Below are 15965 nucleotides of genomic sequence, written 5' to 3'. Positions count from 1 at the left end.
CCCGTTCATGCTGCTTCTGATCAGTCTCGTCGAGAGCCTTTCGTTCCTGCTGCTTGCGGCGTTGATCCTGACCATTGCGGCCCCGTTGATCGAGGGGCGGCCCTGGCTGCGCCAATGCTGTGTCGGAGTCCTGTTTTCAATCGGCGGCCTACTCAGCATGGCGCATCCCTTTGTGCTCCAGCCCGGCATCGCCATTGATTCCCGCAATGTCTTCGCCATTCTGGCCGGGCCGGTTGGAGGGCCCCTGGCCGCCGCTGTCACTGCTGTTTGGCTTGCCGCCATGCGTTACGCCAATGGCGGGGCCGGTATGCCGACCGGGGTTGCGGGAATCGTGCTGCACGCCCTTGCCGGTGTCGCCTACGCCGCCTGGCTGGGTCGGCGCAGGCGCCCGCTGGCGTTCCGCGATCTTGCGGCGCTGAGCCTGGTCGGGGCCGGTTGCCTGCTCGCCTCGGCGGTCTTCATGCCGAGCTGGGTTGTCGCCGAGCGGTTTCTCCGCGAGGCCGTGCCGGCCATGATTGCCGTCAGTGCTGCGGGCACGATGCTCGTTGGCCTCGTCATCAATAATGATCGTGAGCGGCGCGAGAATTCCTACAGGCTACGGACATTGATCCAGCGGGCGCCGGGCACGCTCTATCAACGCATCCTTCATCCCGCGGGTGGGACGAGCTATCGGTTCGCCTCCTTCTCCATAGACAAGTCGCTTGGCATTGCCAGGGAAGAGGTCGAGCGCGACCCGGAGATCTGGCTCGRCAGGATGCTGCCCGAGGACCGGGAGCGGTTCGAGCAGCTGCGGGCGGCGCCGGAAGGGGCCGCCACGCTCTGGCGTTTTGAGGCGCGCTACCGCGGCGCGGGCGGATCGATCGTCTGGCTGCGCAGCGAATCGACGCGGCGCAAGATGGCGGATGGCTCTGTGGTCTGGGACGGCATCCTGCTCGACATTACCGACGAGAAGACTCTGGAAGCGCGCCAGCAGACCCTGGAGGAACAACGCAAGGCAGCCTTGACCGAACTTGCCGGTGACCTCGAGGTCACCGTGGGGCAGGCCTTGCGGCAGGTTGGCGCTTCGGTGCGCGATATGCACCAGGCTGCGAGCCAGATGGCTGAGAACGCCAATAGCACGGCACTGCGCGCCGTCGATGTGACGCACCAGGCCGAGAATGCCTCCCAGCGCGTCGGCAGCGTCGCGGTCGCCGCCGAGGAGATCGATGCCTCGATCCGCGAGCTGACGCGCCAGACCTTGCACGCCGACGACACCGCGCGCGAGGCGGCAAGCTATGTCCGCTCCACGCGCCGCGATGTTTCCGGTCTCACCGAGGCTGCCGACAAGGTCAGCTCCGTGCTCGCCTTCATCGAGGACATCGCCTCCCGGACCAATCTGCTCGCGCTCAATGCCACGATCGAGGCGGCGCGTGCCGGGGCGGCAGGGCGCGGGTTTGCCGTCGTTGCCGGGGAGGTGAAGAACCTTGCGGAGCAGACGCAGAAGGCGACGCGCGACATCGCCGACACGCTGCAGGATATCCGCTCTGCCGCCTCCACCGCTTCAGATGCGATCGCGCGGATCGAAGGCACGATGAGCGCGATCGAGCAGACCTCCAGCGCCATTGCCGAGGTCGTCGGTCGGCAGGCCGGGATCGTCTCCGGCATCGCCTCGGACGCGGTGCTTGTCGCCGGCAGCACCAATGCGGTCAGTGAGAGTGTCGGCAGCGTCGGCGGCGAGGCCCGGATGACCGGCGAGAGCGCCATTCAGGTGGTGGAGGCTGCGCGCCAGGTCAGCGAGCAGACGGTTGCGCTCGATCGCTATGTCGGTGATTTCGTCCGCAGCGTTCGGGGCAGGCTCTGAAGTCGGCGACCGCCCTTCATTCTTGCGTCATCGTCATCAGCCCTGATCCGCAATCGCGCCTTGTGGAGCGGCTGCCGGCTGACCTAATGTCGGTACCCTTCAGGAAACGCTCACAAAAAGAACAGTCGCATGAACGATAGCCCGCCGACCAAACGCGCCCGCCCGACCTTCACCGATCAGGAGGCGTTGCTGTTCCACTCGCAGGGGCGGCCGGGCAAGCTCGAGATCGTGCCGACCAAGCCGATGGCGACCCAGCGAGACCTCTCGCTGGCCTATTCGCCGGGCGTTGCGGTGCCGGTGCTGGCGATCGCGGAAGATCCGTCGCGGGCCTATGACTACACCACCCGTTCGAATCTCGTGGCGGTGATCACCAACGGAACGGCGATCCTCGGTCTCGGCAATCTTGGCGCGCTTGCCTCCAAGCCGGTGATGGAAGGCAAGGCGGTGCTGTTCAAGCGCTTCGCCGATGTCGACTCGATCGATCTCGAGGTCGACACCGAAGACGCCGACGCCTTCATCAATGCGGTGCGCTATCTCGGACCGTCTTTCGGCGGCATCAATCTCGAGGACATCAAGGCGCCGGAATGCTTCATCATCGAAGAGCGCCTGCGCGAATTGATGGATATTCCGGTCTTTCATGACGACCAGCACGGCACTGCGATCATCGCCGCCGCCGGCCTGATCAATGCGCTCGATCTGACTGGCCGCGACGTCAAGACGACCAGGCTCGTCGTCAATGGCGCGGGCGCTGCCGCCATCGCCTGCACCGAGTTGCTCAAGGCGATGGGCTTCAAGCCCGACAACGTCATCCTCTGCGACACCAAGGGCGTGATCTATCAGGGCCGCACGGAGGGCATGAACCAGTGGAAGTCGGCGCATGCAGCCATCACCGACCGGCGCACGCTCGCCCAGGCGATGGAGGGCGCCGACGCCTTCTTCGGCCTCAGCCAGAAGGGTGCGGTGACGTCGGACATGGTTCGCTCCATGGCTCCGAACCCGATCATCTTCGCCATGGCCAATCCCGACCCGGAGATCACGCCGGAAGAGGTCGCAGCAGTGCGTGACGACGCCATCATGGCGACGGGTCGCTCGGATTATCCGAACCAGGTCAACAACGTCCTCGGCTTTCCCTTCATCTTCCGTGGCGCACTCGATGTCCGCGCCACCACGATCAACATGGAGATGAAGATCGCCGCTGCCGAGGCTCTTGCCTCGCTCGCACGCGAGGATGTGCCGGACGAGGTGGCAGCCGCCTACCAGGGTGCGCGCCCGCGCTACGGCAAGGACTATATCATCCCGGTCCCGTTCGATCCGCGTCTGATCCATGTCGTGCCGATGGCTGTCGCCAAGGCCGCGATGGAAACAGGCGTTGCCGGCAAACCGATTGTCGATACCGGCGCCTACAAGGCGCAGCTCTCGGCGCGGCGCGATCCGGTCGCGGGCACGCTGAACCGCATCTTTGAGCGGGTTCGCCGCTACCCCAAGCGCGTCGTCTTCGCCGAGGGCGAGGAGGAGCAGGTCATTCGCGCCGCGACCTCCTTCGTCAATCAAGGACTGGGCCACGCCATTCTGGTCGGCCGCGAGGACCGGATCAGCGAAACCGCGACCTTCCTCGGTGTCGACCTTGAAGCCAAGGGCATCGAGATCCAGAACGCGCGGCTCTCGCATCGAAACACCGCCTATGCCCAGTATGTCTATGAGCGCCTGCAGCGGCATGGCTACCTGTTCCGCGACTGCCAGCGCCTGATCAACCAGGATCGCAACCATTTCGCTGCTGCGATGGTGGCGCTCGGCGATGCCGACGCGATGGTGACGGGCGTCACCCGCAACTACTCGATCGCCCTGGAGGAGGTCCGGCGTGTCATCGACGACAAGCCGGGGCACCGGCTGATCGGCGTCTCCGTCGTGATCTCTCGCGGCCGCACGGTGCTTGTCGCCGACACGGCGATCACGGAGATGCCTTCGGCGCGGGAACTGTCTGAAATCGCCATCGAGGCAGCAGGTGTGGCGCGGCGTCTCGGCTATGAGCCGAAGGTTGCAATGCTCGCTTTTTCGACCTTCGGCCATCCGGCGGGCGAGCGCTCCGAGAAGGTGCGCGAGGCGGTCAAGATCCTCGATGGGCAGCGCGTCGATTTCGAATATGACGGCGAGATGGCGGCCGATGTCGCGCTCAATCGCGACGTGATGAGCCAGTACCCGTTCTGTCGCCTGACCGCGCCGGCCAATGTGCTTGTCATGCCGGCGTTCCACTCGGCGTCGATCTCGACCAAGATGCTGCAGGAACTCGGAGGCTCGACCGTGATCGGTCCGCTGATCGTCGGTCTCGACAAGCCGGTGCAGATCGTGCCGCTCGGCGCCAAGGATTCCGACATCGTTAACATGGCGGCGCTGGCAGCCTTCAATATCGGCGGCTAAGCGCGCTCGGCAATCCAGCGCCCCCGGTGCTGGATTGCGTCGCGGCCTCTTGGCGATGACGGCCAGGAGTTCGGGACGCCTTCTTCCTGCGGGTCTCGGCCGTCCTCCTGGCCGGGGCCGAGCGTTCGGGGTCCGGCCTTTGGTGCGGCCGCTCGCAATCGGTATGCTCCGGCCCGAACAGGTCTTGTTGCCGCCGCCGCTCTCATTCGTGCGCCTGGCCTCGCGCCTTTGCTTGTCGGTGCAGGCGGATTTGTTGCCGTGCGGCATGGCTCCATCGCAGGTTTCTCGGTGGGGCAACTCACTGTTCCAGATCGGGTTCGAGCCGGGCGCCGGCGCAGTTCGAAGGCTGGGCCAGTCCTGAAATTGCCACGGATAGCGCAGAATCTGCGCTCTCGGGCCTTCTTCTGCTCAACCCAACTTGGAACGGGACTCGTCCGTCGATGCCGGATGAGTTCGCTCGACCGGGAGGACGTGATGCGTGAACCCGATATGCAAAAACTTGACGCCCTGATCGGCAATCTCGTGGGCGATGTCGGCGCCTCCGTTTCGGGCGCGCTTGTTGTGCTCGGGGACAGACTTGGGCTCTTCAAGGCGATGGCGGATGGAGAGCCCGTCAGCCCGCAGATGCTCGCGCAAAGGACCGGCTTGAAGGAACGCTATTTGCGGGAGTGGCTGTCAGCGCAGGCGGCCGCCGGCTATGTGGCCTATGACGAGGGCGAAGACCGCTTCAGCCTGACCGCGGAACAGGCGATGGTCTTCGCCGAGGACGACAGTCCCGCCTTTTTCGCGGGCGCCTTCGAAATCGTCCAGTCGATGTGGATCGATGAACCCAAGGTTGCGGAAGCGTTCCGGACCGGCAAGGGCTTAGGCTGGCATGAGCACAGCAACTGCCTGTTTCGCGGCACCGAGCGCTTCTTCCGGCCCGGGTACAACAGCCACCTTGTGGCAGACTGGCTCCCGGCACTGGACGGCGTGCAGGAGCGCCTGGAGGAGGGCGCCGTCGTTGCCGATGTCGGCTGCGGCCATGGCGCTTCGACCATTCTGATGGCCTTGGCCTATCCCAAGTCCACCTTTACGGGCTTCGACTATCACGGGCCCTCGATAGAACGCGCGCGCGTCGCGGCGGAGGAAGCCGGTGTCGCCGAACGCGTGTTCTTCGCACAGGCCAGCGCGAAGGACTTTCCAGGTCGGTCCTGGGATCTCGTCGCCATGTTCGACTGCCTGCACGACATGGGCGATCCCGTCGGTGCAGGCAGGCACGTCAAGGAGACCTTGGGCCCGAACGGCACCTGGATGATCGTCGAGCCCTTTGCGCATGATAGCCTGAAGGACAATCTCAACCCGGTAGGCCGGATCTATTATGGCGCCTCGACGTTGATCTGCACGCCGGCCTCCCTGTCTCAGGAGGTGGGCCTCGGGCTTGGCGCCCAGGCCGGCGAGATGCGCCTTCGCAAGGTTGTGCTCGATGCCGGATTCTCGCATTTCCGACGTGCGACCGAGACCCCGTTCAACATGGTCTTCGAGGTTCGGGCCTGAGAGAGCCCCCCGCCGGCGTTTCAGCCGGTGGCCGTCGCCGCGTCATAGGCATCCTGCAGCATCAAGCGGCAGGCTTCCGCCTGGTCCCGTGCCGAGGGGAGGGTGATGTACTGGGTGATCTCGGCAAGGTCGCGCAGCGCGACGTCGACGGCCGTCAGAAGGTCGATGTCCAGCGGTTCCGGCATGGTGAGCGGCTGTACGGGTAAGCGGAACTGGAGGATCTGGCCCATTGGGAACTCTAACTGACGGCGAATCGTGCCGTCAGTTTCGTTCCGCAGGGTCAGTAAGACGTTAACGCCGAAGCGGAATGTGACGGGAACAGCGTCCTGCCCGAAATCCGTGGCCGCGCTCGCTCTACGCAGTTCAATCATTGTTGAACTACTTGCAAGGATGCTGAAGTATCCAGGCCCCGCGCTGGACTAGTCGATGAGGCCGCAGTCGCGCCGAAATGCTCCCCGGGAAATGATCCCGCGCACTCTGCTTAAAGCGTTCTTTACAGATTTTGGTGATTTGATGGGAAATGCACGGCTCTGCCGTGCAGCCTGTCCGCCAGCCCTTGCCTGCAAGGGCTCCTTCTTCTTGGCCGCAACCACGCGCGAGCGTGTCGCGTTGATAACAAAAAATATAATGCGTCGGGGCGCAGTTCGATGAAGTCCATCCGTATCAAGATCCTGACCATGCTGCTCATTGTTGCAGCGGCCGCGCTCATTTCGGCAGTGCTGAGTTTCTATGCACTCTCGAAGGCGGATAGTCTGAACGAACGCGCAAGCAACCAGGGCGACATCGCCTTGCTGACGGAGCGGCTCAACGGGCACGTAACGGGTGTCGTGATGGAGTCGCGCGGCATCTACATGGCCAAGAACGCGCAGGAGATCGAGCAATACGGCAAGGGGATGGAAGATCGCTTCCCGCAGATGCGGCAGCTCGTCGAACGGCTGAAGGCGCTTTCCCCGGCGAGCGAACAGGAACGTGTTTCTCAGATCGAGAAGGCGGTCGCGGATTTTATCACCTATCGGACTGAAACCGTTCGTATCGGGCGGCAGGTTTCGGCCGCTGCGGCCAATGCGCAGGGCAATACCGATCTGAACCGGGCGAACCGGAAGGCCGTGAACGATCTCCTGGTCGCATTCGGTAAGCGCAACGAGGATGCCGGAAACGTGCTCGGCGACGAGGCGGCAGCCTTCACGAAGCAGGCCAGGCTGGTTCTGCCGCTGGTGCTGCTCGTGACCCTGGTGGGTGCGCTCGGTGCGGCATTGATCTTCGCGCAGCGCTCGGTCACCTCGCCGATCCTCGCCCTCAGTGCTGTCATGGAGCGCCTGACCGCCGGCGATACCAAGGTCGATGTGCCGCATGTCGCCCGTCAGGACGAGATCGGCACCATGGCCCGCGCCGTCTCGGTGTTGCGTGAAAGCACCGAGCAAGTCGCCGCACTGCAGGCGGAGGAGCGCGCAAGTGCGGAGCGTCGCCTGCGTCAGGCCGAGTCGATGGCCTCGGTCGTGTCGGATGTCGGCGAGGTCGTTGCGGCTGCTGCGTCCGGTGACTTCTCGGCGCGGCTCGCCATCGATGGCGCTGACGAACAAATGCAGAAGCTGATCAGCGGCATCAACGAGATCAACGCGGTGGTTGATTCTGCCACGACCGAGTTCGCGAAGGTGTTGCAGGCTGTTGCCTCCGGTGACCTGACGAACCGAGTCGATACCACTTATCGCGGTCGCTTCGCCGATCTGAAGGGCGCGATCAACGAGACCGTCGATCGCCTGTCCTCGACCGTGCGCACAATCCAGGTGACCGCCGGCGATGTCGGTCTGGCGTCCCGCGAGATCAACACGGGCGCCGACGACCTGTCGAAGCGCACCGAGGAGCAGGCGTCTTCGCTCGAGGAGACCGCCGCGACGACCGAGGAGCTTGCTGCTTCGGTCAAGGCTTCGGCCCAGTCTTCGAAACAGGCCGCGACGATCGCCGAGGACGCGATGCGAGCTGCGCAGTCGGGCGGCGAGATTGCCGGCAGGGCCGTCGAGGCCATGGCGCGCATCGAAAGCGCTTCGAAGAAGATCTCCGACATTATCCGCGTGATCGACGATATTGCCTTCCAGACCAATCTGCTCGCGCTCAACGCGGCGGTCGAGGCGGCGCGAGCCGGAGATGCCGGCAAGGGGTTTGCGGTCGTTGCGTCGGAAGTGCGTACCCTGGCGCAGCGCTCAGGCGCCGCCGCCAAGGACATCTCGGGGCTGATCTCCTCCTCGAATGCAGAGGTCACCGAGGGCGTCGAACTCGTGCGTCAGGCCGGTGCGGCCCTGACCGAAATCCTCGATGCGTCGCAGAAGGTCGCTGCCACCATCGCCGAGATCTCGACCGCGTCCGGCGAACAGGCCAATGGCATCGACGAGATGAGCCAGGCTGTCGCGCATCTCGACGAAATGACCCAGCAGAACGCGGCTTTGGCCGAGCAGAGTGCTGCCTCCGCTGCGTCGCTGACGTCGCGGATCGGCCAGCTCAACGACCTCGTTGCGGCCTTCCGGACTGGGCCGGAGCAGGGACGGCCGATGGCCGCCCCGATCGCGGCCGCTGCCGTCACCCAGATGGCGCCCCGCCCCGCGCGCCTTGCGACCAGGGCAGCGTCCTACGCGCCGCCCGCGTTGCGCGCCTCCGATGTCGAGGCGATCGATGCAGGAGGCCCTGAGCCCGAGCGCCTGCGCCAGCTTGCCGAGGCGGCCTTCGCACAGACCAAGGCTGCGCCGAAGCGCCCCGTCATGCCGGCCAAGAAGGTCGTCAACGGCCGCGCGTCCGATGCGGGCTGGGAAGAGTTCTAAGCCTGCCGCCTAGGGGCACGATACACGTCAAATGAAGAGGCCACCGGGTTCGCCCGGTGGCCTTTTCGTATCAGCGGAGAGACGTGGCCTGTGCGAGGCTGCTCAGGCCCATTCGCCCTGGCGGAAGACTGCGACGCGGCTGCCATCGGCATGCACACCGTCGATATCGACCTGGTTCGAGCCGATCATCCAGTCGATATGGATGAAGCTCTTGTTGCCGCCTTGCGCCGCGATCTGCTCGGGCGTGAGCCTGGCGCCATCGACGAAACATTTCGAATAGCACTGGCCGAGCGCGATATGGCAGGAGGCGTTCTCGTCGAAGAGCGTATTGTAGAACAGGACGCCACTCTGCGAGATCGGCGAGGAATGCGGCACCAACGCCACTTCGCCGAGGCGACGCGCACCCTCATCGGTGTCGAGAACCTTGTTCAGCACCTCCTCACCACGCGTGGCCCTGGCCTCGACGATACGCCCTTCTTCAAAGCGCACCGAGATGCCATCGATTAGCGTGCCCTGATGCGAGAGCGGCTTGGTACTGACGACATGGCCGGAGACCCGCCTTGCATGCGGCGTGGTGAAGACCTCTTCGGTCGGGATGTTGGCATTGCAGGTCACGCCGTTTTTGGCAGTCGAGGCGCCGCCCTGCCACTCATGGCCGTCGGCAAGCCCGATCGTCAGGTTCGTGCCCGGCCCGGAAAAGTGCAGCGAATGGAAGTTCTGCCCGTTCAGCCACTGCGTCCGGCTGCGGAGCGTCGCATTATGCGCAGCCCAGGCCGAAATGGGGTCGGCACGGTCAACCCGTGAGGCAGCGAATATCGCCTCGGCCAGCTTGGCGACAGCGATGTCCTCTGCCTCGTCCGGGAAGACCTGGCGGGCCCAGGACGCGGTCGGATAGGCCAGGATATTCCAGTTGATCTCGAAGCCGGCGATTTTCTCGAGAGCGGGCTGATAGGCGATCGAATTGGCCTTGTTGGCGCGCGCGACCTTGGCTGGATCCTGCCCTGAGAGCAGCATCGGGTTATCGCCAACGATGGCGAGGCGCGCGGTGTTGGCGGCAAAGGCTTTGCCGACGCCTTCATAGAGCCAGCCCGGCGCCCGGTCGAAGCTTGCATCCGGGGCATGGCGATAGCGTGAGAGCGTTACCTCCTCATCCGCCAGCATCGGCGTCACGAGCCCGGCACCGGCCTTGTAGGCGTGCTCGGCGATCCGCCGGACCAGTGGCAGGGCGGCGACCGGCGCGGTCAGGAACAGATCCTGCCCGGCCTCGAGATTCAGGCCGACCTTGACGGCGACTTCGGCGAGCCTGTCGAGCTTGGCCGGATCGATCGATGCCAGGATATTCGGCTGATGCGTGGTCATGGAATACGGCCTCTCATGCTTGGCAAATCCCTGATCGGCATCATGCAGCCGATCAGGGCGTCTTTGCGGTTTGGCAACAAGAACATCGCCCACTTGGTCAGGTGCAATGGGCTAAGGCATCGGCCCGAAAAGTGGATTGCGGTTTTCGGGAAAGCCGATGCAAATGCAGAGGCTGGATCCTCGGATCGGATACGATATCGGGTCCGAGGATCTAGCCGAGCAAATTGCGCAGCGTGCGCATGAAGGCGCGCGAACCGGGCTCGATCAGGGCATCGGGAAAATCGAAATCCGGGTTGTGCAGCTGCGGCGAGTTTTTGCCCGAGCCTAGGATGAACATCGCCGATTTCGCCTGGCGGCCGAACAGGCCGAAATCCTCGGAGCCGCGCGAGGGCGAGCCCTCACCGTGCCGCAGCTTCTCGTCATCGAAGGCCTTGCGCAGGAGCGCCACCGCCTCGGCATCGTTTTCGCAGTGATGGAAGACGTCGTGATAGCTCAGCTCGATGCCAAGACCCGATGCTTCAGCCGCTTCGCGCACCAGCGCTTCGGCCCGTGTGCAAAGCGCGCCCATTTGCGCATCGTTCAGCGTGCGCAGCGTCGCCCAAATTTCGGCCCGGCCGGGTGCGATGCCAAAGGCAGCTTCGCCGATTGCAGCGTGGGTCACGGTGACGAGCGCATAGGCCGCGTCGAGTGGACCGCCGGGGCCGAGCGCCGTCAATGCCGGCATCAGCCGGGCTACCGCCGCAACCGGGGAGATGCCGTGTTCCGGCATGGAGGCATGCGAGGTCTTGCCAGTCAGCACGATCTGCAGTCCGCGCGAGGCGCAGTTTGCCGGACCTTCGGAGAGGATGATGTAGCCCAATGGCAGGCCGGGTTTATTGTGCAGCGAGAATGCGTAATCCGGCGCGATTTCTGCGAATTTCGGATCGGCGATGACGGCGGCGGCACCTGCGCCGTTCTCCTCTGCCGGCTGGAACAGCAGCACCGCGCGGCCGCGCTGCGGCCGTTGGCGGCCGAGCCCGCGTGAGAGCGCAGCGACCATGGTCATGTGCCCGTCATGGCCGCAGGCATGGGATTTGCCCGGCACCTGGGAGCGATGGGGGCTCTCGGAGATTTCCTCGATCGGCAGGGCGTCGAGTTCGCAGCGAACCATCACTGTCGGCCCCGGCTCGCGCCCTTCATAAATAGCCGCGACGCCGTGGCCGCCGAGCCCGGTCACGATACGGTCCGGCTCGCTCGGGGCAAGGAAGGCAACCACTGCCTTCGCCGTCTCCTGCTCCTCGCCCGATATCTCGGGAGAGCGGTGCAACTGCTGCCGCCAGGCGACAAGCTCGACCATGTCGGAGTTGGTGAGAAACATTCCGCTATCCCCTGAGCGCCGGCTGAACCAGACCTGATGCCGGCTTCGTATGGCCAGAGAATTATCAACTTGCGTGGAGCGGCAAGCGCCATTCTTGCCTGCGGGGGGCGCGCTGTGCTCATTCCTGGCCCACAAGCCGAGTTTACTGCGGAGGCAGCCCCCCGACGCAAGGCCTCACCGGCTGCCTTCGAAACCCGCCAGGTACTTGCCCAGCAGTGCGTTGAGGGCCGCGTTCTCATCCGCGGAGAGAATGGAACTCAGCTGCGCCTGGGTTGCGACATGTGCTGTGACAGCAGCCTCGATTGTCGCAAATCCACGCTCGGTCAGTGAAATGATGAAACTGCGGCGATCTTCGGGGTTATGGGTGCGCTCGACGAGGCCCGTCTTCTCGAGCTGGTCGATGCGGTTCGTCAGCGTGCGAGGTGATCATCATCGTCGCCAGCAGATCTCCCGGCGACAGTCTATAGGGAGGGCCGGAGCGCCGCAGTGTCGCCAGCACGTCGAAACTTGCGCTGTTGAGGCCATGCTCGGTGAAGGTCTTCTCCATCTCACGGCCGAGATGCTGCGAGAGCCGCTTCATGCGGCCGAACAACCCCATCGGCGTGACATCGAGGTCCGGTCTTTCCCGGTTCCACTGCGCGAGAATTCCGTCGACATGGTCCATGCCGCCATCGTTGCGACCAAATATCTTGACGTCAAGATAATGAGCGAGACCGCCATCATGGCCCGCAATGCCGACTTGCTGCTGACCGCGATCGCCCCAGCTATCTGGGGCAGCACCTATCTGGTGACGACGGAGTTCCTGCCGCAGGGCTACCCACTGACCGTGTCGATGCTGCGTGCGCTCCCGGCTGGCCTCCTGCTGCTGCTCGCCGTCCGGCAATTGCCGCAGGGAATCTGGTGGGGACGGGTTCTCCTCCTCGGCGCGCTCAATTTCTCGCTGTTCTGGTGGATGCTGTTCATCGCAGCCTATCGGCTGCCGGGCGGTGTCGCGGCGACCGTAGGGGCGATCCAGCCGCTCGTCGTCCTGCTCCTCGCGCGTCTGCTGCTCGGTTTCGCCATCCGCCCGCTCGCCATCGTCGCGGCCATCGCCGGCATGGCAGGTGTCGCGCTGCTGATTCTGACGCCGCAGGCTGCGCTCGATCCGCTCGGCATCGCCGCTGGTCTCGCCAGTGCGCTGTCGATGGCGGCGGGCACGGTCCTGAGCCGGCGCTGGCAGCCGCCGGTCTCGCCACTGACCTTCACCGCCTGGCAGCTGACCGCGGGAGGAGCCCTGCTGCTGCCAGTGGTCCTCTGGCTCGAACCCGCACCGCCGACGCTGACCGGCACGAACATCCTCGGCCTTGCCTATCTCGGGCTGATCGGCGCTGCCCTGACCTATATCCTCTGGTTTCGCGGCATTGCCCGGCTGGGTCCCTCGACGGTCTCGCCGCTCGGCTTTCTCAGCCCGGTGACGGCTGTCATGCTCGGCTGGTCGGTGCTCGGCCAATTGCTCAGCCCTGCCCAGATCGCCGGCATGGCGATCGTCCTCGGCAGCGTCTGGCTGAGCCAGCGCGCTCAGCAGACTGTGCCGGCCAGCGCTCCCACGGTGGCGAAACCCCGGGAGGCGTGACGGGGCACGCCTCCTCGCGCGTGTCGTCGGTTATCCCTGAAACAGCTCTTCGTAGGCGAACAGTCCCTGATGGCCGCCGGTGTGCCAGAACACCACTGTCTCGTCGGGCCTGAACGCGCCACGCCGCACCAGCGAAAACAGCCCGGCCATAGCCTTGCCGGTATAGACGGGATCCAGAAGGATGCCCTCGAGGCGCGCGACACTGGTCACGGCTTCGAGCATCGCCGTCGTCGGCTGGCCGTAGCCGGGCCCGATCTGCGTTGCGTCGATCGTGATCGAGACATCGGCGACGCTCTGGCTCCCAGCAAGCGCGAGCGTGTCGCGCGCAAGGCCGGCGACGATACCGCGGGCCTCTTCGGCCTGCCGCGAGACGCTGATGCCGTGGACGGCGCAAGCGAGGCCCAACGTCTGCACACCTGCAACGATGCCGGCATGAGTGCCACCGCTGCCGGTCGCCAGCACGATATGGTCGATCTGTCGGCCTGCGGCCTTGGCCTGCCCGGCGAGTTCGACCAGCGCATCATGATAGGCGAGGCCGCCCAGTGCATTGGAGCCGCCGATCGGGATGAAATAGGGCCGTCGGCCCTGCGCACGCAGCGCAGCCAGGTTCTGTTCGAGCGCCTCCATGGCGTCCTGCTCGGCGGTCAGGATGCGAATATCGGCGCCGAGCAATCGGTCGAGCAGGATATTGCCGTTGGCCCGGTAGCTCGCGCTGCGTCCGCTGATCTTGTCGGTCAGGAGCAGAACGCAGCCGAGGCCGTTCCTGGCGGCGGCCGCAGCCGTCTGCCGCGCATGATTGGACTGGATGGCCCCGAGCGTGACCAGCGTATCGGCCCCCTGCTGCAGCGCTTCGCCGACGAGATATTCGAGCTTGCGCGCCTTGTTGCCGCCGCCGGCAAGGCCCGTGCAGTCGTCCCGCTTGATCCAGATCGAGGGAGCGGGGCCATGGCGCCCGAGTTCCCGCGACAGCCGGGGCAGTTCCTCGAAGGGGGTCGGCAGGATCGAAAGCGGAGCCCGGCTCCGCTCAGCCAATGACCAGGGCTTGTTCATGTCGATTGTTCCTCACCGAGACCGGCGCAGTGGCGCTGCGGCCCACCATAGCGGCGGGTTGGAAAAAGGCAGCCGCGCCAGGGCGGGACAGCCATGCGCCTGGCTGTCACATCCTCCTCGAAATTCGCGGATCGAGCTTGTCGCGCAGCCCGTCGCCGAGCAGGTTGACCGCGAGCACCACCAGCGCCAGCGCGATCGCCGGACAAAAGATCGTCCAGGGCGCGCGCGCCAGGTAGAGTCTGCTGGAGGCGATCATGTTGCCCCAGCTCGGCGTTTCCGGCGGCACGCCGGCGCCGAGGAATGACAGCGACGCTTCCACCAGGATTGCCGATGCGCAGATATAGGTCGCCTGCACGATCAGGGGCGCGATGGTGCTCGGCATGATGTGAAGCACCAGAATCCGCGGCGTCCGCGCCCCACAGGCGATCACCGCCTCAACGAAAGGCAGCTCGCGGACACTGAGCACGATCGAGCGCACGAGCCTGACCACGCGAGGCAGTTCCGGAATGGCGATGGCGGCAATGACGATTCCGATGCTGCCCTGGTTGAGGGCGACCAGCGCGATCGCAAGCAGGATCGCTGGAATCGCCATCAGCCCGTCCATCAGGCGCATGACCGGGGTCTCGATCCAGCGGTAATAGCCGGCCATCAGGCCGATAAGAAGCCCGGCGCTGATCGAGATCGTCGCGACGGTGAGGCCGACGATCAGTGAGACGCGTGCTCCGTAGACGGTGCGGGCGAAGACATCCTGGCCGAGATGGTCGGTGCCGAACCAGAACTGCGCGGATGGCGGCAGCAGCCGGCGTGTTGGCGCCTTCAGCATCGGGTCGCCGGCGAGCAGTGGCGCGAAGATCGCGATCGCGACGAAGAAGATCAGGATGGCGCCGCCCAGCAGCATCGTCGGGTTGCGCCGGGCGAAGCGCCTGAACCGGGCGCCGAGACTGCGCGGCGCAGGGCTGAGGGTGGAAGGGGCGGTATGGGCCGTGATCACGCTCATCGCTTCGCTCTCTCAGTACCGGATCCGGGGATCGATCAGCGAATAGGAGAGATCGACGAGCAGATTGACCAGGACATAGATGCCGGAGAACAGCAGGATCACGCCCTGGATGATCGGATAGTCGCGCTTCGAGATGGCATCGACAACGAGCCGTCCGATGCCGGGTATGTTGAACACAGTCTCCGTGATGACGACGCCGCCGATGAGAAGCGCGACGCCTATGCCGATCACCGTGATGATCGGTACGCCGGCGTTCTTGAGCGCATGCTTCATCAGCATCGTCTTCGTCGTGACACCTTTGGCCTTTGCCGTCCGGATATAGTCTTCCTCGAGCACCTCCAGCATCGAAGCGCGCGTCATGCGCGCGATCAGCGCGATATAGGCGAGGCCGAGCGTGACGGTCGGCAGGATTAGGTGGAGCAGCCACGGCCCCACGCCATCGGCGAGCGGCTTGTAGCCCTGGACGGGAAGCCAGCGCAGCTCGATAGCGAAGATGTAGATCAGGCCGTAGCCCACGACGAAGGCCGGCATTGAGAATCCGAGCACGGAGAAGCCCATCAGGGCACGGTCAACCAGGCTTCCGACCCTCCAGGCCGCGATCACACCGAGGCTGACCGCGATGCTGACGGCGAAGAGCATGGTCAGCAGCGCGAGCGAAAGCGTCGGCTCCAGTCGTTGGAGGATCAGCCTGCTGACTGGCGTGTTCGAAAAGATCGAAACCCCGAGATCTCCGCTCAGCACGCGTGCGGCCCAACGCCAGAATTGTACCAGCAGCGGATCGTCGAGCCCGAGCCGCTGACGGATGGCGACGATCTGCTGGGGCGTCGCGTAATCGCCGGCGATGATCGCGGCTGGATCGCCGGCCGAGAAATGCAGCAACAGGAAGACGAAGATACCGACGAGCGTCATCACCAGCAGGGTTTGGGCCAGCCGTTGGGCGATGTAACTGAGCATGGGGTCGATCGTCCTCCTTCAGCCTAAGCAGGCCG

Annotated in this window: 11 protein-coding genes and 1 pseudogene; 5 read left to right on the top strand and 7 right to left on the bottom strand. The window is 64.9% G+C overall.

What is annotated here, in order from left to right:
* Positions 1–7 precede the first annotated feature (7 nt).
* From AC1DW9_RS05720 to AC1DW9_RS05710, 3 genes are all read left to right on the top strand, one after another.
* Positions 8–1840, top strand: coding sequence for a methyl-accepting chemotaxis protein (locus tag AC1DW9_RS05720; protein WP_476855049.1), 1833 nt, complete (start codon positions 8–10; stop codon positions 1838–1840).
* Between the two features lie 129 nt (positions 1841–1969).
* Positions 1970–4255: an NADP-dependent malic enzyme gene (locus tag AC1DW9_RS05715; protein ID WP_441504911.1), complete on the top strand. Its 2286-nt coding sequence runs from the start codon at positions 1970–1972 to the stop codon at positions 4253–4255.
* Between the two features lie 474 nt (positions 4256–4729).
* The gene (locus AC1DW9_RS05710; RefSeq protein ID WP_441504910.1) at positions 4730–5791 is read left to right on the top strand and encodes a class I SAM-dependent methyltransferase; all 1062 of its coding nucleotides are present in this window, start codon (positions 4730–4732) and stop codon (positions 5789–5791) included.
* Between the two features lie 20 nt (positions 5792–5811).
* On the opposite strand, the gene AC1DW9_RS05705 is transcribed toward AC1DW9_RS05710, so the two are convergent.
* Positions 5812–6162 carry a hypothetical protein gene (locus AC1DW9_RS05705; protein ID WP_441490631.1) on the bottom strand — a complete coding sequence of 117 codons (351 nt, stop codon included), beginning with the start codon at positions 6160–6162 and terminating at the stop codon, positions 5812–5814.
* Between the two features lie 276 nt (positions 6163–6438).
* On the opposite strand from AC1DW9_RS05705, the gene AC1DW9_RS05700 reads away from it, so the two are divergent.
* Complete coding sequence (locus AC1DW9_RS05700; RefSeq protein ID WP_441504909.1) at positions 6439–8601, top strand: methyl-accepting chemotaxis protein; 2163 nt, start codon at positions 6439–6441, stop codon at positions 8599–8601.
* Positions 8602–8703: 102 nt separating this feature from the next.
* Here AC1DW9_RS05700 and AC1DW9_RS05695 read toward each other — a convergent pair whose 3' ends face one another.
* The 3 genes and pseudogenes from AC1DW9_RS05695 to AC1DW9_RS05685 form a co-directional block, all read right to left on the bottom strand.
* The gene (locus tag AC1DW9_RS05695; RefSeq protein ID WP_441504908.1) at positions 8704–9960 is read right to left on the bottom strand and encodes an aminopeptidase; all 1257 of its coding nucleotides are present in this window, start codon (positions 9958–9960) and stop codon (positions 8704–8706) included.
* 211 nt (positions 9961–10171) lie between these two features.
* The gene (locus AC1DW9_RS05690) at positions 10172–11317 is read right to left on the bottom strand and encodes an amidohydrolase (RefSeq protein ID WP_476775050.1); all 1146 of its coding nucleotides are present in this window, start codon (positions 11315–11317) and stop codon (positions 10172–10174) included.
* Between the two features lie 174 nt (positions 11318–11491).
* Positions 11492–11981: pseudogene (locus AC1DW9_RS05685) on the bottom strand (MarR family winged helix-turn-helix transcriptional regulator).
* 57 nt (positions 11982–12038) lie between these two features.
* On the opposite strand from AC1DW9_RS05685, the gene AC1DW9_RS05680 reads away from it, so the two are divergent.
* On the top strand, positions 12039–12929 hold the full coding sequence (locus AC1DW9_RS05680; RefSeq protein WP_476775127.1) for an EamA family transporter: 891 nt from the start codon (positions 12039–12041) through the stop codon (positions 12927–12929).
* A gap of 30 nt (positions 12930–12959) precedes the next feature.
* Here AC1DW9_RS05680 and AC1DW9_RS05675 read toward each other — a convergent pair whose 3' ends face one another.
* The 3 genes from AC1DW9_RS05675 to AC1DW9_RS05665 all read right to left on the bottom strand — a co-directional run bounded on the left by AC1DW9_RS05675 (position 12960) and on the right by AC1DW9_RS05665 (position 15930).
* Positions 12960–13979, bottom strand: a complete 1020-nt coding sequence (locus AC1DW9_RS05675; protein ID WP_441504905.1) for a D-cysteine desulfhydrase family protein — start codon at positions 13977–13979, stop codon at positions 12960–12962.
* Between the two features lie 106 nt (positions 13980–14085).
* Positions 14086–14976: an ABC transporter permease gene (locus AC1DW9_RS05670; RefSeq protein ID WP_441490637.1), complete on the bottom strand. Its 891-nt coding sequence runs from the start codon at positions 14974–14976 to the stop codon at positions 14086–14088.
* Between the two features lie 12 nt (positions 14977–14988).
* The gene (locus AC1DW9_RS05665; RefSeq protein ID WP_441490638.1) at positions 14989–15930 is read right to left on the bottom strand and encodes an ABC transporter permease; all 942 of its coding nucleotides are present in this window, start codon (positions 15928–15930) and stop codon (positions 14989–14991) included.
* Positions 15931–15965: the final 35 nt, after the last annotated feature.

The sequence above is a fragment of the Allobosea sp. P4_E12 genome (assembly GCF_056401655.1).
Note: the sequence above shows the minus strand (reverse complement) of the source record. Positions and strands in the feature narration are given on the sequence as shown.

Excerpts from the sequence above, each read along its gene's own strand:
- AC1DW9_RS05705 (WP_441490631.1), bottom strand. The coding sequence starts at position 6,162 with ATGATTGAACTGCGTAGAGCGAGCGCGGCCACGGATTTCGGGCAGGAC.
- AC1DW9_RS05690 (WP_476775050.1), bottom strand. The coding sequence starts at position 11,317 with ATGTTTCTCACCAACTCCGACATGGTCGAGCTTGTCGCCTGGCGGCAG.
- AC1DW9_RS05710 (WP_441504910.1), top strand. The coding sequence starts at position 4,730 with ATGCGTGAACCCGATATGCAAAAACTTGACGCCCTGATCGGCAATCTC.
- AC1DW9_RS05665 (WP_441490638.1), bottom strand. The coding sequence starts at position 15,930 with ATGCTCAGTTACATCGCCCAACGGCTGGCCCAAACCCTGCTGGTGATG.
- AC1DW9_RS05695 (WP_441504908.1), bottom strand. The coding sequence starts at position 9,960 with ATGACCACGCATCAGCCGAATATCCTGGCATCGATCGATCCGGCCAAG.
- AC1DW9_RS05715 (WP_441504911.1), top strand. The coding sequence starts at position 1,970 with ATGAACGATAGCCCGCCGACCAAACGCGCCCGCCCGACCTTCACCGAT.
- AC1DW9_RS05680 (WP_476775127.1), top strand. The coding sequence starts at position 12,039 with ATGGCCCGCAATGCCGACTTGCTGCTGACCGCGATCGCCCCAGCTATC.
- AC1DW9_RS05700 (WP_441504909.1), top strand. The coding sequence starts at position 6,439 with ATGAAGTCCATCCGTATCAAGATCCTGACCATGCTGCTCATTGTTGCA.
- AC1DW9_RS05670 (WP_441490637.1), bottom strand. The coding sequence starts at position 14,976 with ATGAGCGTGATCACGGCCCATACCGCCCCTTCCACCCTCAGCCCTGCG.
- AC1DW9_RS05675 (WP_441504905.1), bottom strand. The coding sequence starts at position 13,979 with ATGAACAAGCCCTGGTCATTGGCTGAGCGGAGCCGGGCTCCGCTTTCG.